Here is a 20,315-nt window from a genome sequence, read left to right as displayed (position 1 = left end):
TGCGAACTCCAGATCAGGTGGGGATCGGACCTGGTCGCAGGGTAGGACGCCCCACCGACGGCCACCGCACCCGGCCCGTGGCGGACGGCGGGACGCCGTCCGCTACACGGACCCGTGTCGCTCAGGTGGTGCGCGACTCGCCGGTGGTCGTCGAGCCGGCCGACACGCCGTCGCCGGTGGGCGAGGCGGTGGGGTCGGAGAACGACGAGCCGCCGGAGCGGGGCGCGTCCTTCGGCTCGGCGGCCGGGGTGGCCACGGGGGACGCGGTCGGCGCCGCCGGGGTGGCGGCCGGCTCGAGGGCGTCGTCGTGCTCGTCGTCGGCGAGCGGCGCCACGGTCTCGTCGACCTCGCTCGAGAGCTTCTCACGCACGGCGGCGCGCAGCCACGTGGTGATCACCTCGGGGGCGATCTCGATGTCGAGGGTGCGCTCGTCGTCGGTGTCGACGACGGTGCCGCTGATGCCGCTGGTCATGAGGACGACGTCGCCGACCTGGATGGCGTTCTGGAGGTTCTCCTGCGCCTGCGCCTGCTTCTTACGCTGGCGGTTGGAGAAGAAGATCATGCCGATCATGAAGATGATCAGCAGCGGGAAGAGGAGGTCCATCTCGCTCCGTTCGGATCGGTGCGATCCGACCGACCGCGGGGGCGCGATCCGTCGTCCGTACTCACACTGCTCGCTGTCGAGTCTGCCAGTTCAGCCGAACAGTGTCGGCGGGCCATGCTCATCGGTTTCGTCCCCGACGTCCGGTTCGGGCGGCGACTCCCCCAGGTGGCGCCACGCCGCGGGGGTCGCGACCCGGCCGCGCGGGGTCCGCGCGAGCATCCCGGCGCGCACCAGGTAGGGCTCGCAGACCTCCTCGACGGTGCCCGGCTCCTCGCCCACCGCCACCGCGAGCGTGGACACCCCCACGGGTCCGCCGCCGAAGGAGCGCACGAGTGCCCCGAGCACGGCGCGGTCGAGCCGGTCGAGCCCCAGCTCGTCGACGTCGTACACGGCCAGGGCGGCCCGGGCGACGTCGCGCGTGACGCGGCCGTCGGCGCGCACCTCGGCGTAGTCGCGCACCCGGCGCAGCAGCCGGTTCGCGATGCGGGGCGTCCCCCGGGAGCGGCGGGCGATCTCGCGTCCCCCGTCGGGCACGAGATCGACCTCGAGGATGGCCGCGCTGCGCGCCACGACGAGCTCGAGGTCCTCGGGCTCGTAGAACTCCATGTGGCCGGTGAAACCGAACCGGTCGCGCAGCGGGCCGGTGAGCGACCCGGCGCGCGTGGTGGCCCCGACCAGCGTGAACGGCGCGACGTCGAGCGGGATCGAGGTGGCCCCCGGGCCCTTCCCGACGATGATGTCGACCCGGAAGTCCTCCATCGCGAGGTAGAGCATCTCCTCGGCGGGACGCGCCATGCGGTGGATCTCGTCGATGAACAGCACGTCGCCCTCGACGAGGTTCGACAGCATCGCCGCGAGGTCGCCGGCCCGCTCCAGCGCGGGCCCGCTGGTGATCCGCACGCCGCTGCCGAGCTCGGTGCCGATGATCATGGCGAGGCTCGTCTTGCCGAGCCCGGGCGGGCCGGAGAGCAGCACGTGGTCGGGCGGGCGGCCGCGGCGCAGCGCGCCCTGCAGCACGAGGTCGAGCTGCTCGCGCACCCGCGGCTGCCCGATGAACTCGGCGAGGCGGGCGGGCCGGAGCCGGTTCTCCAGGTCGGACTCGCCGACCTCCGAGGTGGCCGCGAGGGCCCGCTCGAGGTCGGCGGAGAGCTCGTCGCCGCTCACGGCCGTCCCCCGTCGGAGCTCGTGCCCGTCACCGGTTCGGCCCCAGGCGGTGCAGCGCGGCCCGCAGCACGGCCGACGGGCCGGCCGTGTCACCGAGGGCGCCGACGGTCTCGTCCACGGCCTTCTCCGCGGGCTTCGCGGCGAACCCCAGCCCGACGAGGGCCTCCACCACCTGCTCGCGCATCGTGCCGCTCGCGACGACCGACGGCGCCTGCTCCTCCTCGGCGGCCGACGGCGTCGACTCCGGCGGGGCCACCTTGTCGCGCAGCTCCACCACCAGGCGCTCCGCGCCCTTGCGCCCGATGCCCGGGACGCTCATCAGGGTGGTCAGGTTGCCGTCGGCCAGCGCGCGGGACAACGACGCCGGGTCGAGCACCGCGAGCGTGGCCAGGGCGAGCCGCGGCCCCACGCCCGTCACCGTCTGCAGGAGCCCGAAGAGCTCGCGTTCGGCGGCGTCGGCGAACCCGAACAGCGTCAGGGAGTCCTCGCGGACGACGAGGGCGGTCTCGAGGCGCGCGCTCTGCCCGCGCCGGAGCCCGGCGAGCGTGTTCGGCGTCGCCTGCACGGCCATGCCCACGCCGCCCACCTCGACCACGGCGTGGTCGAGCCCGACCGACAGGACCTCCCCGCGCACCGACGAGATCATCGCCGCTCCTCCCACCCCGACCGCCGTCCGCGGACCATCACGCCCGACGACGAACACCTGTTCGACGTCGGCACCGTACCGGGCACCCCCGACGGCCTCGCCGCACGCCACGCCGGGGGCCGACACGCCTCACGCGCCCGGAGGACGAGGGCGGGCGTCAGACCCGCGGGAGCCGCCGCGCCGTGCGTCCCGCGGCCGCGACCTTCGCCGCGTGCACCCGCGTCAGCTCGGCGGCACGGGCCTCGGCCGCCGCCATCCGCGCCATCATCGGCGCCCGCCAGCAGTGGCAGACGGCGAGCGCGAGGGCGTCGGCGGCGTCGGCCGGCCTCGGGGGCGTGTCGAGCGCGAGGATGCGGGTCACCATGGCGGTCACCTGTGCCTTGTCCGCGCGGCCCGACCCCGTCACCGCGGCCTTGACCTCGGACGGGGTGTGGAAGAAGACGGGCAGTCCGGCGCGTGCGGCCACCAGCGCGACGACGCCGCCGGCCTGCGCGGTCCCGATCACCGAGCGCACGTTGTGCTGGCTGAACACCCGTTCCACCGCGACGACGTCGGGGCGGTGCTCGGCGATCCAGGCCTCGACGGCGTCGGCGATCGCGGCGAGCCGCGCGGCCACCTCGTCGTCGGGCGGCGTCCGGACGACGTCGACGGCGAGCGCCCGCACCTCACGACCGGCGCGGCCCTCGACCATCCCGAGGCCGCAGCGCGTCAGCCCGGGGTCCACACCCAGCACCCGCATGGCCGGTCACGCTACCCACGCCCACCCCGCGGCCGGTGAGGCGACGCGCCCGCCGCCCCCCGGACGTGATGAGGTCGGCCCATGACCGACGATCCCGAGGCCCGACCGCCCTTCCCGCCCTTCGACGCCGAGGGCGCCGCGGCGAAGGTGCGTGCCGCCGAGAACGGCTGGAACACCCGCGACCCGCAGAAGGTCGCGCTCGCCTACACCGTCGACACCGAGTGGCGGAACCGCGACCGGTGGGTCCGCGGCCGCGACGAGGTGGTCGAGTTCCTCACCGCGAAGTGGGAACGCGAACTCGACTACGCCCTGCGCAAGTCGCTCTGGGCGTTCGCCGGCAACCGCATCGCGGTCCGCTTCCAGTACGAGTGCCGCGACGCCGACGGGCAGTGGTGGCGCTGCTACGGCAACGAGAACTGGGAGTTCGCCGAGAACGGGCTGATGCGCCGGCGGGAGGCGAGCATCAACGACCTGCGCATCGACGAGGCCGACCGGCGCATCCTCGGCCCGCGCGCCGAGGGCGAGGAGACCGACATCCCGATCTGACCCCACCCCGGAGGAGGGCTCAGCGCAGCGCCCACTCCGGGACGTCCCGGGCGCGCTCCGACCGGGCGGCCACGGGCCCCGGGTCGCCGTGCCGGAACGTCACGCTGATCCGCGGGCCGGCGCCCGGCTCCTTCGGCACCGTGTGCTGCCACTCGTGCTGGCACCGGCCGCCCATCACCAGCAGGTCACCGCCGCAGACGGTGAGCCAGCGCGTGCCCCCGCCGCGCCCCCGCCCCGCCCGGTCGTCCGCCGCGAGCGAGCGCAGCCCGAAGCGCCGCGGCGCCCCGAGCGACACGATCGCGACCACCGGCTCCGGGTGCACGAACCGCACCCGGTCGCCGTGCCAGGCCACCGAGTCGGCCCCGTCGCGGTAGAAGTTGGCCGACACCCGGTCGAACCGCTCGCCGTAGTGACCGGCGAGCTCGGCCGCGAGGTGCCCGCTCGGGGCCGGCGCGTCGTCGAGCGCCCACCCGCAGGTCAGCCGCGGCTCGACGATCTCCTGGGTGAACATGCGGCGGTGCCGCTGGTTCCACGCCACCCCGCCCACCAGCTCGTCGAACCAGACGTCGGCGCCGCGCAGCCAGCCCGGCACGACGTCGACCCACGAGCGGTCGTCGAGCCACGTGCGGTGGCCGCCGAGCCAGGACACCTCACCGGTCGGCGCGTCCCCGGCCGTGGGGAGGTCGAACAGGGAAGGAGTGAACACCGCCGTCATGCCGTACAGTCGAACACATGTTCGAACGCCGGGCCAGTCACCGGGCGGGGGTGCGGAGCGGGCCGCCGGAGGGTACCGAGCGGGACATGAGCGCCCGGCACGTCGTCGTCCACGGCACCGTCCAAGGGGTCTTCTTCCGCGCGAGCGCCGAGTCCGAGGCCGACCGGCTGGGAGTGACCGGCTGGGTCCGCAACCGCTCCGACGGGACCGTCGAGATGCTCGTCGAAGGCGACGACGCGGCCGTCGAGCGGATGGTCGCGTGGGCGCGCCGGGGACCCGAGCGGGCGGAGGTCACCGGGGTCGACGTCGAGGAGCACCCGGGCGAGGGCCACGACGACTTCGCCCAGCGATGAGGCCACCGGATGCCTGACCTGCCGCGGACCGACCGGCGCGCCGTCCGGGCCTGGCGCGCCCGGCGCCACTTCCTGCACGGCGACCCCGCCGGCGCACCCGAGGAGGTCGCCCGGCGCCTCCTCGGCGTGCAGGCCCAGGTCACCTCGGCCGCCGAGCAGGCGGTGGCGGTGCGCGGTCCGGGGCCCGGGGAGGTCCGCGAGGCCCTGCGCCGCGGGTCGCTGGTGCGCACGTGGGCCGCGCGCGGCACCCTGCACCTGCTCGAGGCCGGTCAGGCGCCCGACGTCCTCGCCCTGCTCGCGGCCGCGCGCACCTGGGAGAAGGGCGCGTGGCAGCGGGAGTTCGCCACGAGCACGGAGATCGGGCGCCTCGGCGAGCTGGTCACCGAGCTGCTGCCGGGCCGCACGCTCACCCGCGACGAGCTCGTCGCCGAGCTGGCGGCCCACGTCGACGACCACCTCACCGCGAAGCTCTCCTCGGGCTGGGGCACGCTCCTCAAACCCCTGGCCTGGCAGGGGCTGCTGGTCAACGGCGCCCCGCGCGGGGGCCGGCCGACCTTCGCCGCCCCCGCCGACGTCGTCGCGGGCTGGGACGGGCTCCCCGGTCCCGACGAGGCCGCGCCCCGGGTCGTCGAGGCCTACCTCGGCGCGTACGGCCCCGCCTCCCCCGCGACGTTCGACGAGTGGCTGCTCCGGGGCGCCACCGCCCGGGCCACCCTGCGCCGCTGGTTCGCCGAGCTCACCGACGCCGGCACGCTGTCCCCGGTCGAGGTGCACGACCCCGACGGCCCGACCGTCACCCTCCACGCGCGCACGCACGACCTCGAGGCGCTGTGCGGCCCCGCGCCCGGACCGCCCGGGGACGAGGTGCGTCTGCTGCCCGCGTTCGACCAGTGGATCCTCGGTCCCGGCACGAAGGACCCCCACGTCGTGCCCGCCGCCCACCGCCGGGACGTCAGCCGGGCGGCCGGCTGGATCGCGCCCGTCGTGCTCCGCGACGCCCGGGTGGTGGGGATCTGGGAGGCCGGCCCGGAGGGCCCGGCGGTCACGCTGTTCGCGGGCGAACCCGCCCTGCCCGCCGCGGCCCTCGACGCCGAACGGGACCGGTGGCGCGCGATCGAGGCCGCCCGGACCGGGACCCGGGACGCGACGCCTCCGGTCGGCGGGAACGATTGATCGACACCCGGGAGGGGGTACTCCCCCGGCGAGCGGATCGACGACGATCCGAGACCCACTCCGAGAGGGGACCGCATGAGCACCTCCGACAAGGCCGAGAACAAGGGCGAAGAGCTCAAGGGCAAGGTCAAGGAGTCGGCCGGCAGCGCGGTCGGGAACGAGTCCCTCGAGGCCGAGGGCAAGGCCGACCAGTCCAAGAGCAGCATCAAGCAGGCCGGCGAGAAGGTGAAGGACGCCTTCAAGTCCTGACACCCTGCCGAGCACGACGGCGCCCGTGGCCATCCGGCCCGGGCGCCGTCGTCGTTCCGGGGGTCGGAGCTCCTCACCGATCGTCACCGCACGGGACGACTCCAGGTAGACCGAACTGTCCGAAGCAGCCACACCATAGGTCCGTTCGGGTGACGCCGCCGCAGCTGCGGCGCGAATCCGGGGAACGGCCCGCTACTGTCCGTTCGTGAGCGACCTGGAGTCCCCCTCCACCCCTCGGGACGTGGTGGTGCTGGGCGCCGGGATCATCGGGCTGACGAGTGCCGTCGCTCTCGCCGAGGCCGGGCACCAGGTGACGCTGTGGACCGCCGACGACCCCGCCGACACCACCTCCGCGCGGTCGGCGGGCGTCTGGTCGCCCATCCCCCAGGCCCCGCTCGACACCACCATCGCGTGGGCCTCCCGGACGATGCGGGCGTTCTGCGACCTGAGCGGCCGGCCCGGCTCCGGCGTCTCGATGCTCGAGGGCCTGACCCTCGACGCCACCGACCTCGGCGACCTCCTCCCCGCGCTGAGCCGCCTGTCCCCCGACCTGCGCCCCGCGACCCCGGACGAGCTGCCCGAGGGCTTCGCCCACGGCCGGCGCTACCGGGTCCCGGTGGTCGACATGGAGCATTACGTCCCGTGGATGCTCGACCGCCTCGAGGCACAGGGCGGGAAGGTGCGCCTGCAGCGGGTGGACTCGCTCGACGAGGCACTCGCGATGGCACCCGTCGTCGTGAACGCCACCGGGCTCGCGGCCCGCGACCTCGCCGGTGACCCCACGGTGCGCCCGCTGTTCTGCCAGTACGTGGTCACCGACAACCCGGGGCTCGACCGCGTCCTCGTGGACGCCTCCCGGGGCGGCCAGTGGGTGTCGGTGATCCCGCACCACGACCGGGTGCACCTCGGCGGGGCCCGCGTGGGCGGCCGGACCGACCCGCGACCCGACCGGGAGCTGGCCTCCGACGTGCTGCGCTGGTGCCGCGAGATCGAGCCGCGCCTGCGGAACGCGCGGACGATCCGCGTCGACACCGGGCTGCTCCCTACCCGCCCGACGATGCGCGTGGAGGCCGAGGCCCGGCGCGACGGCCTCGTCGTGCACGCCTACGGCCACGCGACCGGGGGCATCACCGTCAGCTGGGGTGCGGCCGCCGACGTGGTCCGGCTCGTCGCGGCCGGCTGAGGAGAGCCCTCAGAACGGCCGGCGGCCCGACGCCCGCGCCGGCGGCTCCGCCTCGCCCCGCGCCCGGCGCGCCGCGCCCCGCAGGACCTCGACGAGCCGGTCGCCGTTGCGACGGCCGGTCACGGGGTCGAGCCGGTCGTGCACGAGGGGGTTCGGGTGCGGGGCGCGCGACACCGTCGGGGTGCCGAGCTGCCACGGCAGCCCCGCCCGCCGCGCGAGGACGTCCCACGCCTTCGCCGCCGGAGCGCCGAGCAGCACCACCTCCGCCGGCGGCGCCCCGAGGAGGTCGAGGAACTCGCCGAGCCGCGGCTTCGCCCGCACCACCTCGGTGGGGAGCCGTCGCGGCGGGTCGTGGTTCGGGTTGGCGATCCACCACGGGACCAGGTGCCAGTGCAGCGTCACCTCGTGCTCCAGGCCGGCCCGGTCCGCCGCGCGGTAGAGGTTGGCCGACACGGCGTCGTTCGCGTACCGGCTGACGAACCCGCACCCGTCCTCGGCGTCGGCGGCGGGCTCGTGGAGCAGGAGCAGCACCCGGGCCCCCGACGAGGCCGCCGTCGGGTCGACGTAGGGCACGTTCTCCATCGTCGTGTCCCGCAGGCGGTCGACCCAGCGGTTGAGCCGCCCGTGCCACCCGTCGTGGCGGCGGGCCCACCAGTACGCGTGCCGGTCCGGGTCGAGCTCCCGGCTCAGCAGCTCACCCCGGCGCTGCGCGAGCCGGTTCCACACGACGGTGCCCACACGCCCCACCCTAGGTAGGCCACGATGGGGACCGCAGCCGACGAGGGGAGCTGGGGTGGCCGACCTCCTCGTCCTGCGCCTGCACCGGGGACCCGACCATCCCGGCGAGCTCGACGCCGGCGGGCTCGTCGCGCTCGTCGGCGCCCTGCAACGGCTCACGACCCGGATCGCCCGCCACCTGGTGCACCAGGCGCGGCCCGGGCGCAGCGCCGGCGTCGTCGAACGCGCCGCCCGCGTCCGGCTCGTCGGGTTCACCGCCGACGGCGCGGCGACCGCGCTGCGGTTCGCGGTCGGCGAGGACGACGTGCTCGGCGAGGGCCTCGAGCACGAGGTCGTCGACGCGCTGTCCGAGCTGGTCCGGGGCCTGTGGAACGAGGAACCGCCGGCCTGGACCTCCGCCCTCCTGGGCGACGCCTGCGTCGAGCTGCTCGACGCGCTCGTCCGGACCGCCCGCACCTGCACCTTCGGCGGCGACCGGTTCCGCGAGGCGAGCTTCGCCCCCGCCGGTCTCTCCCGCGACCGGTGGCCCCGCACCGACGGTCCCCGCTCCTACGGGGCGACGGCCTCGATCCGCGGTCGGCTCGACCGGGTCGACCTCCGTCGCCGGGTGCTCCGCGTCCTCGACGAGACCGGGGCCGACGTCGTGGTCGAGAGCCTCGTGACCGCGTACGACTCCGACGCCGACCCGGTTCGCGACGCCGCGCGCCTGCTCGGCAGCGAGGTCGTCGTCACCGGTCCGGCCAGCCGCGGGGCAGGCGGCCTGCGGCTGCGCGGGGCGACGATCCGGCCGGCCTGACCTCCGTCGGCCTCCCGGGAATTTCCCGGAACCGATCGGGGCCGGGCGCAGTCCAAGGGCGTGACGGCACCCGTTCCCCCTGGAGGTCCCCATGAGACGCGCCGCGCTGCCCGCCCCACCCCTCGACGGGCTCGGGGCGAGCCGCTTCCCCCTGCCGCTTCCCGGATGGGACGGCGTCGACGTCACCGCCCGCGTCCCCCGGGCGACGACCGCCGGGCTGCGCCGCCGCCGGGTCGGCGAGACCGGCACGCTCGCCCTCGCGATCGCCGACCGCGAGGTCCGGCCCTGCTTCGTCGGCGCCGACCGCTGGCGCACCGATGAGCAGGGCCGGCTCGACGCGCGCGGCACCCTCGGGCGCGGCCGCGAGGACGACCCGCTCTGCCTGCCGGGCACGCTGGAGGTCGTCGGGCGCTCCTGGCCCCTGCTCGACGGCGTCGACGCCCGCCCCGGCAGCCGCATCGAGCTGGCCGGGTTCCTCGTCGTCGCGGAGGACGGGCCCGCACCGGTGCGCGCCACCGTGGTCGCCCTCGCCCGCACCTGGACGATCCGCGCCTGGCGCTCCTACGTCCCCCGCGGCGACGGCCTCGTCGCGGTCGCGCTGCCCGCCCTCCCCGAGCCCGACGACGCCGACCCCGCCGCCTTCCACGTCGTCGACCTGGCACCGCGGTGAGGAGGCCCGCGAGGACGTCCCGACGACGCCCGGTGCGGGTCGCGGGCGCCCCCCGGCACGCGGACGCCGTGCCGACCGGACCGCCGCCCGGCCGGCCGGGGTCGGAGCTCGCCGTCCAGCTGCCGCGGACCTTCCTCGACGGCCGGGGGCTGCTCCGGTTCGCGGTCGGGGACGAGATCGAGGTCGCCCCCGCGCTCTTCGTCTCCGAGTACCTCCCGACGAGCGGCGCCGACGGCTGGACGCACGACGAGATCGGGATCGTGCGGGCCCAGGGCTCGGTGCTCACCTCGATCGGCGAGGACACGACCGGGATCGGGCCCGTCAGCGTCCTCGACGCCGACGGCCGCCTCTTCCCGCTCTTCTGGGCCTCGACGCCGCCCGGGGAGGGTCACGTGGCGATCGGGGGCGCCCTGTACCTCGATCCCGACCTGGCGCCGGGGACCGAGCTCGGGGAGCTCGTGGCCCTGTGCCGCGAGCGCTACCGGGTCACCTCGATCCGGGTGTCGTCCCGGCTGACGTGGCAGCCGGGACCGCCCGTCGAGCTCTCCGCGGTCCCCGAGGACGTCCCGCCCGACACGGTCCTCGTCGCCGGGCTCCTCCCGGTCGGGGTCGTCGACACGGACCGTCCCCCGACGTCCGGCTGATCGCGGTCACCGGGACACGAGGGTCCACCCGGTGTGCGACGCGGGCCCGCCGTCGCAGGGCAGGACCGACCAGGCCTCCGGGGTCCACCGGAAGATCGCGTCCTGTCCCCACCGGGCGGCGAGGGCGACGGCCTCCTCGTCGGAGAGCCCCGTGACCAGCACGCTCCGCTCCCGGTGCGAGCCGTCGTCCGCGCCGGCCTCCGCGTCCCACCGGTGGGTGCCCGCCGGGAGCTCCGCGACCAGCGCCCGCTGCCGGCGCTCGTTCTCCCGCGGGCCCGGCCGCTCGGCGCCGGGGTTCTCCGCGGTCAGGACGTGGGCAGGGACGCCGAACGGGAAGCGGCCGGTGGTGGCGCCGGTGTCGTCGGGCCGGACCTCCATCAGCAGCCGGCCCCGCCCGTCGCGCACCCGCAGGCGCGCCCGCCGGTACCCCGCGAACCGGTCGTCCCGTGTCTCCACCGTCCCGATCCTGGTGCCGCCGGGTGGTCCAGGTCCTTCCGGGTGGGTGGTAGGGGTTTCCTTGACGTGATCGCCGTCACTCGATCAAGCTCGGAGGTCCGGAGCCGAAGGGGGCGGGGTGGGTGATCACGAAGGATCGGGTCGTGAACGTGCTCGGGGTGTCGGGCGCGATCTTCTGCCTCGTCATGATCCTGGCCGGACCGGGCCAGGCCGAGGAGGACGACGACCGCGCCCCGGCGGCCGGGCCGTCGACCAGCCAGGTCGCGCCGGCCCCCGCGGCGCCCGGCGCCCCGGTGCAGTCCCAGCCCGCCCCGCAGCCCGCCCCACAGCCCGCCGATGACGACGACGGGGACGACGACGACGGCTGAGCGACACTGCTGCCGTGCCCTCGCTCGAGGAACTCGTCCACCGCGTGCTCGACGGCGCGCCGGCCACCCCGGCCTCCGCCGCCGACCGCGCGGTGTTCGCCGAGCGGGCCGCCGACGTCCCCGCGTTCGTGGTCGACGAGCTGCTCACGCTCTACGCCCTGCACGACGGGCTGACCGACGAGACGGGCCTCGGGTTCCACCCCTGCGCCGACCCGGTGATCTTCGAGTGGTGGGCGTCCGGCGAGCTGTGGCTCAGCCAGCGCCACCTCTACACGGTGCGATGGACCGCGGAGCACGGGTACTCGCGCGGCGACGCGGTCGACGTCCTGTTCTCCCCCGACGACGCGTTCGCCTCCCTCACCGACCTCCTCGCCGCCGCCCTGGAGTGACGGCTCAGGGCTCGCGGTGGTCGGTGGCGACGCCGTCCCCGCTCGCGAGGTCGACGATCCCCGGGCTCGCCTCGGGCGACCACACATCCGGTGCGGCCGGAGCCGGGACGGGTCCGAGCCCGCCCTCGAGGGCGACGCAGAACCACCCGCCCGGCCCGGTGAGCAGTCGGAACTGCTCGTGGACGCGGACCGGGTCGCCGTCCGACAGCGGAAGCGCCCGGTGGTGCTCCGCGACGACCTCGCCGTCCTCCTCGACGTAGCGCACGGTGACCCGGCCGCCGGACGCCATCACCACCACGCCGTCGCGCCAGCCCCACGGGCTCTCCCCGGCGAGACGGGCGCGGATCGGATGCGTGCGGTGCCCGTCGCCGAGGTTCCGGCAGGTCGCGGGGTCGGGGCACGAGGTCACGGTCGGGTCGGCCATCGTCGTCCCCCTCGTCGCACGGTCCGGAGATGCACGGTAGGGCAGCGGTCCGACAGCCCTCGGTCCACCATGATCATGACTTCGTGAGCGCGTCGCACCGACTCTTGCGCGTGTCGCTCACGAGGTCGTGATCATGGTCGGGCCCCCACGTCGACCGGTACACCAGGCAGGCCGGACGAGCGGAGGACCGGCCCCACGTGCTGGTGATCAGCGGCCCGGCGTGACCTCGACGACGGGGTCCGCCACGCCGTGCACCACCGCCGGCGACCCCCGGACCACCCGGCGGGCCCGCTTGTTCTCGTACATCGCCGCGTCGGCCTCCGCGCAGGCCACGGCGAACCCGGCGTCGACCCGGAACGGCGCGACCCCCACCGAGCACGACACCCCGGCGTCGAGCAGCGCCGCCTGCAGCCGGTCGGCGAGCCGCTCCGCGTCGTCGGGGCCCACCGGGGCGACCAGCCCGAACTCGTCCCCGCCGAGCCGCGCCACGGGGTCGCCCGCGCGCAGCATCCTGTGCAGCACCGAGCCGGTCGTCCGGAGGTGGCGGTCGCCGGCGTCGTGGCCCTCGGTGTCGTTGAGGTGCTTGAGCCCGTCGAGGTCGAACATCACCACGCTCGCCGGGTCGCCGAAGCGGCGGAACCGGTCCTCCTCGCGGACCAGCCAGCGCTCCCAGCCCCGGCGGTTGAGCAGCCCGGTCAGCGCGTCGGTCTCGGCCTCGGTCATCGCCCGTTCCAGTTCGCGCGCGGTCTCCACGGCCGCGCCGTCGGCCGCGAGGACGCTCGAGAGGAGGCTCGACAGCAGGTCGAGCAGGGCCTCGTGGCGCAGGAAGGACTCCGGCAGGGGGTCGGGGTTCAGCCCGAGGACGGTGCCGAAGAGGGTGCCGTCGCGGTTCACCACCGGGGTGCCGACGTACGCCCCGATCCGCACGTCCTGGGCCGCGTGGTCGTCGACGGCCGCCGTCAGGCCCTCGACGAGGCCCGTGTCGGCGACGACCCGCGGCGTGGTGCCCAGGGCCATCGTCCGGCACAGCGACGACGACCACGCGATCTGCAGGCCCGGCGCGATCCCGTACGCGGAGTCGGCCGTCACGAGCATGGTCTGCCGGTTCCCGGTCACCCGGGAGACCGCCCACGCGCCCATCGGCACCGACCCGGCCAGGTAGTCGACGACCATGCGGCAGGCCTCGTCGAACGCCTTCGGCAGTCGCATGCCGACCTGCACCGAGGTCTCCTCGTCGTCGCCCGTCGACGTCCCTCCTACCACGGCCACCGCCACGGCCCGGCCCGTCGGGGCGCAGGTCACCCCGTGGGGGTCACCGTCCCGGGTGGGACCCCTTCCGTGCCCGCTTGTCCGAGTACATGGCGGCGTCGGCCTCGGCGACCGCCTGGGAGAACCCGGCCGCGACGTCGAACGGGGCGACCCCGACCGAGCACGGCGTGCCCGCCTCGTCGAGGACGGCCTGCAGCCGGCGGACCAGCGGCCCGGCGTGGTCGGGCGCGACGGTGGCGACCATCGCGAACTCGTCGCCGCCGAGCCGGGCGAGCGGGTCGCCGTGCCGGGTGGCCCCGCGCAGGGTGTCGGCGGCGCGGCGCAGGTAGCGGTCGCCCGCGTCGTGGCCCTCGGTGTCGTTGACCCGCTTGAGCCCGTCGAGATCCATCATGACGACGCAGGCCGGGTCACCGAAGCGACGGAACCGGTCCTCCTCGCGGGCGAGCCACCGCTCCCAGCCGCGCCGGTTGAGCAGCCCGGTCAGCGCGTCGGTCTCGGCCTCGGACACCGCCCGCTCGAGCTCGCGCTCGGAGTCCACGGCGGCGGTGTCGGCCTCGAGAACGCTCGAGAGCAGGCTCGAAAGAAGGTCGAGCAGGCCCTCGTGGGCGGTGTAGCCCTCGTCGAGCGGGGCCGGGTGGAGCCCGATCACGGTGCCGAAGAGTTCACCGTCGGGGTAGACGATCGGGGTGCCGACGTAGCCGCGGATGTCGAGCTCGAGCTCGTGCGCGGCCTTCAGCGCGGGCGCGAGAGCGGCGTGCGCCGAGGTGTCGGGCACGATCCGCGGCGTCTCCCCGGAGACCATCGTCCGGCACATCGCCTCCGACCAGCGCCCGCCGACCCCCGGGGCGATACCCAGCCCGGAGTCCTTCGCGACGAGCACCGTCTGGCGTCCGCCGGCCACGCGCGTCACCGCCCACGCGTCCAGGGGGACCGCCTCGGCGAGGTAGTCGACCACCATGAGGCAGGCCTGGTCGAAGGCCCGGGGCGGCGCGAGCTCCGGGTCGACGTCGACCGCCTGGTCCTGGCTCCCGTTCACCGTTCCCCCTGATCACCGCCGGTGCGACCCCCGTCGCCCATTGTTACCCAACCGCCCGGGCGCGTATGGCTCAGGGCGGCGTCGCCAGCCGGAGGTGGATCACCGGATAGGGGGATCCGTCCCCGTCGACCTCGTCGCGGCCGGTCTCGACGAAGCCGCGGCGCCGGTACCACGCGCGGGCGGCGGGATTCTGCTCGTTGACGTCGAGCGTGAGGATCGGGTGGTGCGCCGCGGCGTCGGCGAGCAGGGCCGTGCCCGCGCCGGTCCCGTGCACCGCCGGGTCGACGAACAGCATGTCGATCTCGCCGCCGCTCCCGGCGAGGAACCCGACCACCTCGTCGTCGGGACCCGTCGCCACCCGCACCGCCGCCCTCGGCAGGGCGGCGCGCACCTGTCCCTCGTACCCGTCGACCGCCTCGGCGGTGAGGAAGTGGTGCGTCGCCTCGACCGCGCGCCGCCAGATCCCGACGAGAACCTCGCGGTCGTCCTCGACCGCATCCCGGATGAACACTCTTGACCCTCACGCGACGTCAGGCACCAACGTCTCCCATCATGACCGGGATGACGGAGACGGCGCTCACCGTGGGCCAGGTGGCCGAGCGCTTCGCGGTGACCGTGCGGACCCTGCACCACTACGACGAGGTCGGCCTGTTGCGGCCCACCCGCCGCAGCGCCGCCGGGTACCGCGTGTACACCGACGCCGACATCACCCGCCTGCAGCACATCGTCGTGTACCGACGGCTCGGGTTCGCCCTCGAGGACATCGCCGTCCTCCTCGACGACCCCGCCGCCGACCTCGGAGCACACCTGCGGCGGCAGCGGGACACGGTCATGACCCGGCTGGACGAGATGCGCGACCTCGTCACGGCCATCGACCGAGCCCTGGAGGCGGAAGTGGACGGGATCCAGCTGACCCGCGAGGAGCGCAGGGAGCTCTTCGGTGACGATTTCAAGGACGAGTACCAGCAGGAGGCGCAGGAGCGCTGGGGCGACACCGCGGCGTGGCGGCAGTCGCAGGAGCGCACCACGCGCTACACGAAGGACGACTGGATCGCGATCAAGGCCGAGGCCGACGAGGTCAACGCCGAGTTCGTCGCGGCGAAGCGGGCCGGGGAGCCGGCCACGTCGGAGCGGGCGGTCGCCGCCGCCGCGGCGCACGGCCGGCACATCGACGAGCGGTTCTACGACCTCTCCCCCGAGATGCACCGCAACCTCGCGGAGCTCTACGTCACCGACGAGCGCTTCGCGAAGACCTACGACGACCTCGAGCCCGGCCTCGCGCAGTACGTGCACGACGCCATCGCGGCGTACCGGGGCGAGCGGAGCGACGGGGATGGATAAGCGGGCGGAGTGACCCCGGGCCGTCGTCGGGAAGGATCCTTCCCGACGACGGCCGGCCTCCCGGTCAGACGGTGATGACGACCTTCCCGCACATGTGGCCGTCAGCGACCATGTCGTGGGCGCGCTGGAGGTTCTCGGCGGTGAGGCCGTCGAGCCGCTCGGAGATCGTCGTGCGGACCGTGCCCTTCTCGACGAGCTCGGCGGTCCGGTCGAGGAGCTCGTGCTGGGCGACCATGTCGGCGGGCTCGAAGAGCGGGCGCGTGAACATGAGTTCCCAGTGCAGGCTCTGCGACTTGTCCTTCAGCGGCAGCGTCTCCAGGCCCTCGGGCTCGTCGATCGCGACGATCTGCCCGCCGGTGTTCATCACCTGCGCGTAGGTCTCGATCATGCCCTCGGTGAAGGGCGAGAAGACGAGGTCGACGCCGTCGGGAGCGGCCTCGGCGAGGGTCCCGAGGAGGTCGTGGTGGTCGGCGAGGGCCAGCGCGCCCATCGCCGTCGCCCACTGCCGGGACTCCTCGCGCGAGGCGGTCCCGACCACGGTGAGCCCGGTCAGCGCCCGCGCGAACTGGATCACCATCGACCCGACGCCGCCGGCGGCGCCCATCACGAGCAGCGTGCCGGTGTCGTCGGACCGGACCCGGAACCGGTCGAACAGCGACTCCCACGCGGTGATCGCGGTGAGCGGGAGCGCGGCCGCCTCGGCCCAGTCGAGCGTGGCGGGCTTGCGCCCGACGATGCGCTCGTCGACCACGTGGAGCTCGGCGTTCGTGCCCGGCCGGGCGATCGACCCGGCGTAGTAGACCTCGTCGCCGGCCGCGAACAGCGTGACCTCGTCGCCCACGGCCCGCACGACCCCGGCGGCGTCGTAGCCGAGGACCTTCGGCTCGTCCCCGGGGTCGGACCCGTGGACCTTGGTGTCGACCGGGTTGACCGAGACCGCCCGGACCTCGACGAGCAGGTCGCGGGGGCCGGGCGTCGGGTCGGGCAGGTCGATCTCGGAGAACGGTCCGGCGGCGGAGTGGTAGGCGATGGCCTTCATGGGGGTGCGGTACCCGCATGTGAGCACTCATCCGTGCCGGGACACGGATTCAGTGCTCACATGCGTCAGCTCCTCGCCCAGCGGCCGAGCACCATCAGCGTCTTGGTCCCGACGACGGCCCCGGCCCGCCGGAGCCGGTCGATGACGTCCTGCAGGTGGGCGATGTCGCGGACCCGGACCTGCACGAGGGCGTCGGGGTCGCCGGCGATCGTGTAGACGGCCTGCACCTCGCGCACGGTCGACGCGGTCTCGACGATGTCCCCGACCGGGGTGGTGCCGGCGTAGCGCACCTCGCAGAACGCCTCCACCCCGAGCCCGAGCTTCGCCGGGTCGACCGTCGCGGTGAACCCGGTGATCACCCCGACCTCCCGCAGGCGGTCGACGCGGCGCTTGGTCGCCGCCACGGACAGCCCGACGCGCGGGGCCATGTCGGCGAAGGTGCGCCGGCCGTCCTCCTGGAGCAGGGCGAGGAGACGGCGGTCGACGTCGTCCACCTCGGGCAGAGCGGTCACGCCGCACAACGTAACGGTCGATCTCCTCCGGAAGGCCCGAGTCCGTTGCGTCGAGGTCGGGCATTCCGTGCGTTCTGTTGCTGCGGCCGACGACGGCCGGTGAGATGTGGGCGTCCACCCCCGGCCCAGGAGGTCCCCGCGTGTCGACCACGATGCCCGCCCCCGCCGAGTCCGAGGCAGCCGACCTGGAGTCGCTGCGCGCGGTGGAGAAGCGGGTGCTGTGGCTCGCGTCCGCCATCGTCGACCACGCGAACCGGGTGCGCCCGAACCCCGGCGGGCTGAAGGTCGGCGGGCACCAGGCGTCGTCGGCGTCGATCACGACGATCATGACGGCGCTGTGGTTCGGGGCGCTGCGCCCGGAGGACCGGGTGTCGGTCAAGCCGCACGCCTCGCCGGTGCTGCACGCGATCAACCACCTGCTCGGCCGGCTCGACGCGCGGTACCTGACCACGCTGCGGGAGAAGGGCGGGCTGCAGTCCTACCCGTCGCGCTCGAAGGACCCCGACCCGGTCGACTACTCGACGGGCTCGGTCGGGATCGGGGCCACGGCCCCGATCTGGGGCGCGATCGCGCGCCGGTACGCCCACGGCCTGGGCACCCGCGCCGGGACGGGCCGGCAGTTCTCGCTGGTCGGCGACGCCGAGCTCGACGAGGGCGCGGTGTGGGAGGCGGTGCTCGACCCGCTGGTCCGCGAGCTCGGCGAGGTCACCTGGGTGGTCGACTTCAACCGCCAGTCCCTCGACCGCGTCGTCCCCGACATCTCGGTCACCCGCCTGCACGGGCTCTTCGAGGCCGCGGGCTGGCAGGTCATCACGGTCAAGTACGGGCGCCTGCTCAACGACCTCTACGCCCGCGAGGGCGGGGAGGCGCTGCGGCGGCGCATCGACTCGATGTCGAACCCCGAGTACCAGCGGCTGCTGCGCTGCAGCGCCGCGGAGCTGCGCGAGCGGGTGCCGGGCGAGGGCACGCCGGAGCACCCCGACGATCCCGAGCAGATCGCGGCCCTGCTGCGGACGATCGACGACGACGCCGTGCACGCCGCGATCCGCAACCTCGGCGGGCACGACCTCGGCGCCCTGCTCGACGCCTACGACCACATCGACGACTCCCGCCCGACGGTGATCTTCGCCTACACCGTCAAGGGCTACGGGCTGGCCACCCAGGGCCACCCGCAGAACCACTCGACGCTGCTCAACGAGGCCCAGATGCGGGAGCTCGCGGCGGACATGGACGCCGACCTCGACGACCCGTGGCGCCCGCTGCCCCCCGACTCCGCCGCGGCGGCCCTGTGCGCCGACACCGCCCGCCGCCTCGACCGACCGCAGGACCAGGGGCCCGGCACCCCCGTCCCGGCCGTGCCCGCCGACGCCGGGCGCACCCCGACCGGCACCGGCACCACCCAGCAGGCCCTCGGCCGGGCCCTGCTCGACCTCACCCGCGAGGCGCCCGACGCGGCGCGGCGCGTGGTCACCGTGTCCCCCGACGTCGCGTCCTCGACCAACCTCGGGGGCTGGCTCAACAAGGTCGGCTCCTGGTCACCCCGCGAGCGCCGCGACTGGTTCGCCGACGACGCCGAGACGATCCTGCACTGGCGCGAGCGCCCCACCGGCCGGCACATCGAGCTCGGCATCGCCGAGACCAACCTCGTCGGGCTGCTCGGCGAGCTCGGCGCCACCTGGTCGCGCTGGGGCGAACCGCTGCTGCCGATCGGGGTGCTCTACGACCCGTTCGTCTCCCGCGCCCTCGAGCCCTGGGCCTTCGGCATGTACGCGGGCGGGCAGTCGATCCTCGTCGGGACCCCGTCCGGGGTGTCGCTCGCGCCGGAGGGCGGGGCGCACCAGTCGATCACCACCCCGTCGATCGGGCTCGAGCAGCCCGGCTGCACCGCCTTCGAGCCGGCGTTCGCGGTCGAGGTGACGTGGTGCCTGCTCGACGGGCTGGGCCGCCTCGGGCGCCCCGACGGCTCGTCGACCTACCTGCGCCTGTCCACCGCGCCGGTCGACCAGTCCCTCGCCGACGTGCCGGCCGACCCCGCCGCCCGCGAGCGTCGTCGGACCCAGGTGGTCGGCGGCGGCTACCTGCTGCACCGGGCCGCGACGCACCCGCGCGTGACGATCGCGGCGATGGGCGCCACCGTGCCCGCCGCCCTCGCCGCCGCCGAGCGGCTCGCCGCGATGGACGTGCCCGCCGACGTCGTCGTCGTGACCAGCGCCGACCTGCTCTTCCGCGCCCTGCAGGGCGGCGACCGGCGCGTGCTCGACGGCGCCCTCCCCGCCGGGCGGGCGGCCCCGCTGGTGACCGTGCTCGACGGCCACCCGCACACGCTGGCGTTCCTCGCCGGGGTGCACCGGACCCCGGCCCGCCACCTCGGCGTGACCAGCTTCGGGCAGTCGTCGGACCTCGCGAGCGCCTACGCGATCCACGGCATCGACGCCGACGGGATCGTCACGGCGGGCCTGGAGGTGGCTGACGCCCTGTGAGCAGTAATCCGTGTCGGGACACGGACTAGTGCTCACGGGGCCGCAGGCCACCCCCTACAGCGGCCCCACCGACGTCACCGTCAGCTGCGGCTTCCCGATCGTCCCGGAGCAGGCCTTGCCGGCCCGCGGGAGCGTGGCCGCCGCCGTCGTCCCCGGCGCGCGGACCCGCAGGCCCGTCGTGGCCACCGCCTGGCAGTTCTTCGCGTCGAACTCGGACACGGGGACGATCTTCAGCGTCACGGACGCCGATCCGCCGGGCGCGAGGGTCGACACGGCACCGCGGGCGCCGGCCTTCGACGCCGGCTTCCCGACGGCCTTCTTCCCCGCGTACCACCGCACCGCGGGGAAACCCTGCAGCGTGCAGGCGACGTCGCCGCGGTTGGTGAACACGACGCGGACCGTGGCACCCGCTCCCGCGATCGAGGACACGACGCTGCGGCACGGCGCGGGCGTCGGCGGGGCCGGGGGCGCGCCCGGGGCGGGAGCGGGTGCCGGCTGCTCGGGCACCGGGGCGTCGCCGCCGTCCGCGTCGTCGGCCACGACGGGGTCGGCGGCGGCGGGCGACGCGGGGTCGGCAGCCGGGACGGTGGGGTCGGGGGCGACCTCGGAGGCGGGGGCCGGCAGGGGCGCCGGAGCCACGGCGACCGGGGCGGCGGGCAGGGGCTGCGGGGCCGCCACGGGCAGCGGCGAGTCGTTCCCGGTGAGGACGACCCCGCCGACGACTCCCCCGGCCAGCACCAGGACGGCCGCGGCGGCCAGCAGGCCGCGCCGCAGGGCCGCG

At 75.3% G+C, this 20,315-nt stretch carries 26 protein-coding genes; 12 read left to right on the top strand and 14 right to left on the bottom strand.

Annotated elements, in window-relative coordinates; translation table 11 throughout:
• Nucleotides 1-121 precede the first annotated feature (121 nt).
• From yajC to ruvC, 4 genes are all read right to left on the bottom strand, one after another.
• On the bottom strand, nt 122-604 hold the full coding sequence (yajC, locus tag ACFPBZ_RS09595) for a preprotein translocase subunit YajC (RefSeq protein WP_378035812.1): 483 nt from the start codon (nt 602-604) through the stop codon (nt 122-124).
• A 90-nt stretch (nt 605-694) separates the two neighbouring features.
• Nucleotides 695-1,768: a Holliday junction branch migration DNA helicase RuvB gene (gene ruvB, locus ACFPBZ_RS09590; protein WP_378035811.1), complete on the bottom strand. Its 1,074-nt coding sequence runs from the start codon at nt 1,766-1,768 to the stop codon at nt 695-697.
• Nucleotides 1,769-1,796: 28 nt separating this feature from the next.
• Nucleotides 1,797-2,414 carry a Holliday junction branch migration protein RuvA gene (gene ruvA, locus ACFPBZ_RS09585; protein ID WP_378035810.1) on the bottom strand — a complete coding sequence of 206 codons (618 nt, stop codon included), beginning with the start codon at nt 2,412-2,414 and terminating at the stop codon, nt 1,797-1,799.
• Nucleotides 2,415-2,571: 157 nt separating this feature from the next.
• Nucleotides 2,572-3,153: a crossover junction endodeoxyribonuclease RuvC gene (gene ruvC / locus ACFPBZ_RS09580; protein WP_378035809.1), complete on the bottom strand. Its 582-nt coding sequence runs from the start codon at nt 3,151-3,153 to the stop codon at nt 2,572-2,574.
• Nucleotides 3,154-3,234: 81 nt separating this feature from the next.
• Here ruvC and ACFPBZ_RS09575 point away from each other — a divergent pair, with 81 nt between their 5' ends.
• Nucleotides 3,235-3,699: a nuclear transport factor 2 family protein gene (locus ACFPBZ_RS09575; RefSeq protein WP_378035808.1), complete on the top strand. Its 465-nt coding sequence runs from the start codon at nt 3,235-3,237 to the stop codon at nt 3,697-3,699.
• Between the two features lie 19 nt (nt 3,700-3,718).
• Here ACFPBZ_RS09575 and ACFPBZ_RS09570 read toward each other — a convergent pair whose 3' ends face one another.
• Nucleotides 3,719-4,414 carry an alpha-ketoglutarate-dependent dioxygenase AlkB gene (locus tag ACFPBZ_RS09570; RefSeq protein ID WP_378035807.1) on the bottom strand — a complete coding sequence of 232 codons (696 nt, stop codon included), beginning with the start codon at nt 4,412-4,414 and terminating at the stop codon, nt 3,719-3,721.
• A gap of 86 nt (nt 4,415-4,500) precedes the next feature.
• On the opposite strand from ACFPBZ_RS09570, the gene ACFPBZ_RS09565 reads away from it, so the two are divergent.
• The 4 genes from ACFPBZ_RS09565 to ACFPBZ_RS09550 all read left to right on the top strand — a co-directional run bounded on the left by ACFPBZ_RS09565 (nt 4,501) and on the right by ACFPBZ_RS09550 (nt 7,372).
• Nucleotides 4,501-4,767 carry an acylphosphatase gene (locus ACFPBZ_RS09565; protein ID WP_378035806.1) on the top strand — a complete coding sequence of 89 codons (267 nt, stop codon included), beginning with the start codon at nt 4,501-4,503 and terminating at the stop codon, nt 4,765-4,767.
• Between the two features lie 9 nt (nt 4,768-4,776).
• Nucleotides 4,777-5,940: a winged helix DNA-binding domain-containing protein gene (locus ACFPBZ_RS09560; RefSeq protein WP_378035805.1), complete on the top strand. Its 1,164-nt coding sequence runs from the start codon at nt 4,777-4,779 to the stop codon at nt 5,938-5,940.
• A gap of 75 nt (nt 5,941-6,015) precedes the next feature.
• Nucleotides 6,016-6,189, top strand: a complete 174-nt coding sequence (locus ACFPBZ_RS09555; protein WP_378035804.1) for a CsbD family protein — start codon at nt 6,016-6,018, stop codon at nt 6,187-6,189.
• 205 nt (nt 6,190-6,394) lie between these two features.
• Nucleotides 6,395-7,372, top strand: a complete 978-nt coding sequence (locus ACFPBZ_RS09550) for an FAD-dependent oxidoreductase (RefSeq protein ID WP_378035803.1) — start codon at nt 6,395-6,397, stop codon at nt 7,370-7,372.
• A 9-nt stretch (nt 7,373-7,381) separates the two neighbouring features.
• Here ACFPBZ_RS09550 and ACFPBZ_RS09545 read toward each other — a convergent pair whose 3' ends face one another.
• Nucleotides 7,382-8,110, bottom strand: coding sequence for a uracil-DNA glycosylase family protein (locus ACFPBZ_RS09545; RefSeq protein ID WP_378035802.1), 729 nt, complete (start codon nt 8,108-8,110; stop codon nt 7,382-7,384).
• Between the two features lie 55 nt (nt 8,111-8,165).
• Here ACFPBZ_RS09545 and ACFPBZ_RS09540 point away from each other — a divergent pair, with 55 nt between their 5' ends.
• The 3 genes from ACFPBZ_RS09540 to ACFPBZ_RS09530 all read left to right on the top strand — a co-directional run bounded on the left by ACFPBZ_RS09540 (nt 8,166) and on the right by ACFPBZ_RS09530 (nt 10,220).
• A complete protein-coding gene (locus ACFPBZ_RS09540; RefSeq protein WP_378035801.1) occupies nt 8,166-8,906 on the top strand; it encodes a hypothetical protein in 741 nt (246 codons plus the stop codon).
• Between the two features lie 91 nt (nt 8,907-8,997).
• Nucleotides 8,998-9,576, top strand: coding sequence for a hypothetical protein (locus ACFPBZ_RS09535; protein WP_378035800.1), 579 nt, complete (start codon nt 8,998-9,000; stop codon nt 9,574-9,576).
• A gap of 68 nt (nt 9,577-9,644) precedes the next feature.
• On the top strand, nt 9,645-10,220 hold the full coding sequence (locus ACFPBZ_RS09530) for a hypothetical protein (protein WP_378035799.1): 576 nt from the start codon (nt 9,645-9,647) through the stop codon (nt 10,218-10,220).
• A gap of 6 nt (nt 10,221-10,226) precedes the next feature.
• Here ACFPBZ_RS09530 and ACFPBZ_RS09525 read toward each other — a convergent pair whose 3' ends face one another.
• Nucleotides 10,227-10,676, bottom strand: a complete 450-nt coding sequence (locus ACFPBZ_RS09525; protein ID WP_378035798.1) for a DUF3293 domain-containing protein — start codon at nt 10,674-10,676, stop codon at nt 10,227-10,229.
• A 143-nt stretch (nt 10,677-10,819) separates the two neighbouring features.
• On the opposite strand from ACFPBZ_RS09525, the gene ACFPBZ_RS09520 reads away from it, so the two are divergent.
• Both ACFPBZ_RS09520 and ACFPBZ_RS09515 read left to right on the top strand, forming a co-directional pair.
• Entirely contained in the window at nt 10,820-11,044 is a 225-nt protein-coding gene (locus tag ACFPBZ_RS09520) for a hypothetical protein (protein ID WP_378035797.1), read from the top strand.
• Nucleotides 11,045-11,058: 14 nt separating this feature from the next.
• A complete protein-coding gene (locus tag ACFPBZ_RS09515) occupies nt 11,059-11,433 on the top strand; it encodes a hypothetical protein (protein ID WP_378035796.1) in 375 nt (124 codons plus the stop codon).
• A gap of 4 nt (nt 11,434-11,437) precedes the next feature.
• Here the strand turns inward: ACFPBZ_RS09515 and ACFPBZ_RS09510 are convergent, their stop codons facing one another.
• The 4 genes from ACFPBZ_RS09510 to ACFPBZ_RS09495 all read right to left on the bottom strand — a co-directional run bounded on the left by ACFPBZ_RS09510 (nt 11,438) and on the right by ACFPBZ_RS09495 (nt 14,673).
• The gene (locus tag ACFPBZ_RS09510; protein WP_378035795.1) at nt 11,438-11,857 is read right to left on the bottom strand and encodes a hypothetical protein; all 420 of its coding nucleotides are present in this window, start codon (nt 11,855-11,857) and stop codon (nt 11,438-11,440) included.
• A gap of 207 nt (nt 11,858-12,064) precedes the next feature.
• The gene (locus ACFPBZ_RS09505; protein ID WP_378035794.1) at nt 12,065-13,159 is read right to left on the bottom strand and encodes a GGDEF domain-containing protein; all 1,095 of its coding nucleotides are present in this window, start codon (nt 13,157-13,159) and stop codon (nt 12,065-12,067) included.
• Between the two features lie 10 nt (nt 13,160-13,169).
• On the bottom strand, nt 13,170-14,162 hold the full coding sequence (locus ACFPBZ_RS09500) for a sensor domain-containing diguanylate cyclase (RefSeq protein ID WP_378035793.1): 993 nt from the start codon (nt 14,160-14,162) through the stop codon (nt 13,170-13,172).
• Between the two features lie 70 nt (nt 14,163-14,232).
• Entirely contained in the window at nt 14,233-14,673 is a 441-nt protein-coding gene (locus ACFPBZ_RS09495; RefSeq protein ID WP_378035792.1) for an acetyltransferase, read from the bottom strand.
• A gap of 50 nt (nt 14,674-14,723) precedes the next feature.
• On the opposite strand from ACFPBZ_RS09495, the gene ACFPBZ_RS09490 reads away from it, so the two are divergent.
• Complete coding sequence (locus tag ACFPBZ_RS09490; protein WP_378035791.1) at nt 14,724-15,503, top strand: MerR family transcriptional regulator; 780 nt, start codon at nt 14,724-14,726, stop codon at nt 15,501-15,503.
• A gap of 64 nt (nt 15,504-15,567) precedes the next feature.
• On the opposite strand, the gene ACFPBZ_RS09485 is transcribed toward ACFPBZ_RS09490, so the two are convergent.
• Nucleotides 15,568-16,542, bottom strand: a complete 975-nt coding sequence (locus tag ACFPBZ_RS09485) for a zinc-binding alcohol dehydrogenase family protein (RefSeq protein WP_378035790.1) — start codon at nt 16,540-16,542, stop codon at nt 15,568-15,570.
• 65 nt (nt 16,543-16,607) lie between these two features.
• Complete coding sequence (locus ACFPBZ_RS09480; protein WP_378035990.1) at nt 16,608-17,045, bottom strand: Lrp/AsnC family transcriptional regulator; 438 nt, start codon at nt 17,043-17,045, stop codon at nt 16,608-16,610.
• 161 nt (nt 17,046-17,206) lie between these two features.
• Here ACFPBZ_RS09480 and ACFPBZ_RS09475 point away from each other — a divergent pair, with 161 nt between their 5' ends.
• Nucleotides 17,207-19,534, top strand: coding sequence for a transketolase-like TK C-terminal-containing protein (locus tag ACFPBZ_RS09475; protein WP_378035989.1), 2,328 nt, complete (start codon nt 17,207-17,209; stop codon nt 19,532-19,534).
• A gap of 54 nt (nt 19,535-19,588) precedes the next feature.
• On the opposite strand, the gene ACFPBZ_RS09470 is transcribed toward ACFPBZ_RS09475, so the two are convergent.
• Nucleotides 19,589-20,315: DUF4232 domain-containing protein (locus ACFPBZ_RS09470; RefSeq protein WP_378035789.1), on the bottom strand; the 727-nt coding region annotated here is incomplete at its 5' end.

The organism is Actinomycetospora atypica (genome assembly GCF_042653685.1).
Taxonomy (GTDB): domain Bacteria; phylum Actinomycetota; class Actinomycetes; order Mycobacteriales; family Pseudonocardiaceae; genus Actinomycetospora; species Actinomycetospora atypica.
This window is presented reverse-complemented; position numbering and strand designations above follow the sequence as displayed.

Coding starts and splice junctions, on each gene's coding strand:
- ACFPBZ_RS09570 (WP_378035807.1), bottom strand. CDS start 4,414: ATGACGGCGGTGTTCACTCCTTCCCTGTTCGACCTCCCCACGGCCGGG.
- ACFPBZ_RS09490 (WP_378035791.1), top strand. CDS start 14,724: ATGACGGAGACGGCGCTCACCGTGGGCCAGGTGGCCGAGCGCTTCGCG.
- ACFPBZ_RS09575 (WP_378035808.1), top strand. CDS start 3,235: ATGACCGACGATCCCGAGGCCCGACCGCCCTTCCCGCCCTTCGACGCC.
- yajC (WP_378035812.1), bottom strand. CDS start 604: ATGGACCTCCTCTTCCCGCTGCTGATCATCTTCATGATCGGCATGATC.
- ACFPBZ_RS09560 (WP_378035805.1), top strand. CDS start 4,777: ATGCCTGACCTGCCGCGGACCGACCGGCGCGCCGTCCGGGCCTGGCGC.
- ACFPBZ_RS09565 (WP_378035806.1), top strand. CDS start 4,501: ATGAGCGCCCGGCACGTCGTCGTCCACGGCACCGTCCAAGGGGTCTTC.
- ruvC (WP_378035809.1), bottom strand. CDS start 3,153: ATGCGGGTGCTGGGTGTGGACCCCGGGCTGACGCGCTGCGGCCTCGGG.
- ACFPBZ_RS09535 (WP_378035800.1), top strand. CDS start 8,998: ATGAGACGCGCCGCGCTGCCCGCCCCACCCCTCGACGGGCTCGGGGCG.
- ruvA (WP_378035810.1), bottom strand. CDS start 2,414: ATGATCTCGTCGGTGCGCGGGGAGGTCCTGTCGGTCGGGCTCGACCAC.
- ACFPBZ_RS09475 (WP_378035989.1), top strand. CDS start 17,207: ATGCCCGCCCCCGCCGAGTCCGAGGCAGCCGACCTGGAGTCGCTGCGC.
- ACFPBZ_RS09555 (WP_378035804.1), top strand. CDS start 6,016: ATGAGCACCTCCGACAAGGCCGAGAACAAGGGCGAAGAGCTCAAGGGC.
- ACFPBZ_RS09510 (WP_378035795.1), bottom strand. CDS start 11,857: ATGGCCGACCCGACCGTGACCTCGTGCCCCGACCCCGCGACCTGCCGG.
- ACFPBZ_RS09485 (WP_378035790.1), bottom strand. CDS start 16,542: ATGAAGGCCATCGCCTACCACTCCGCCGCCGGACCGTTCTCCGAGATC.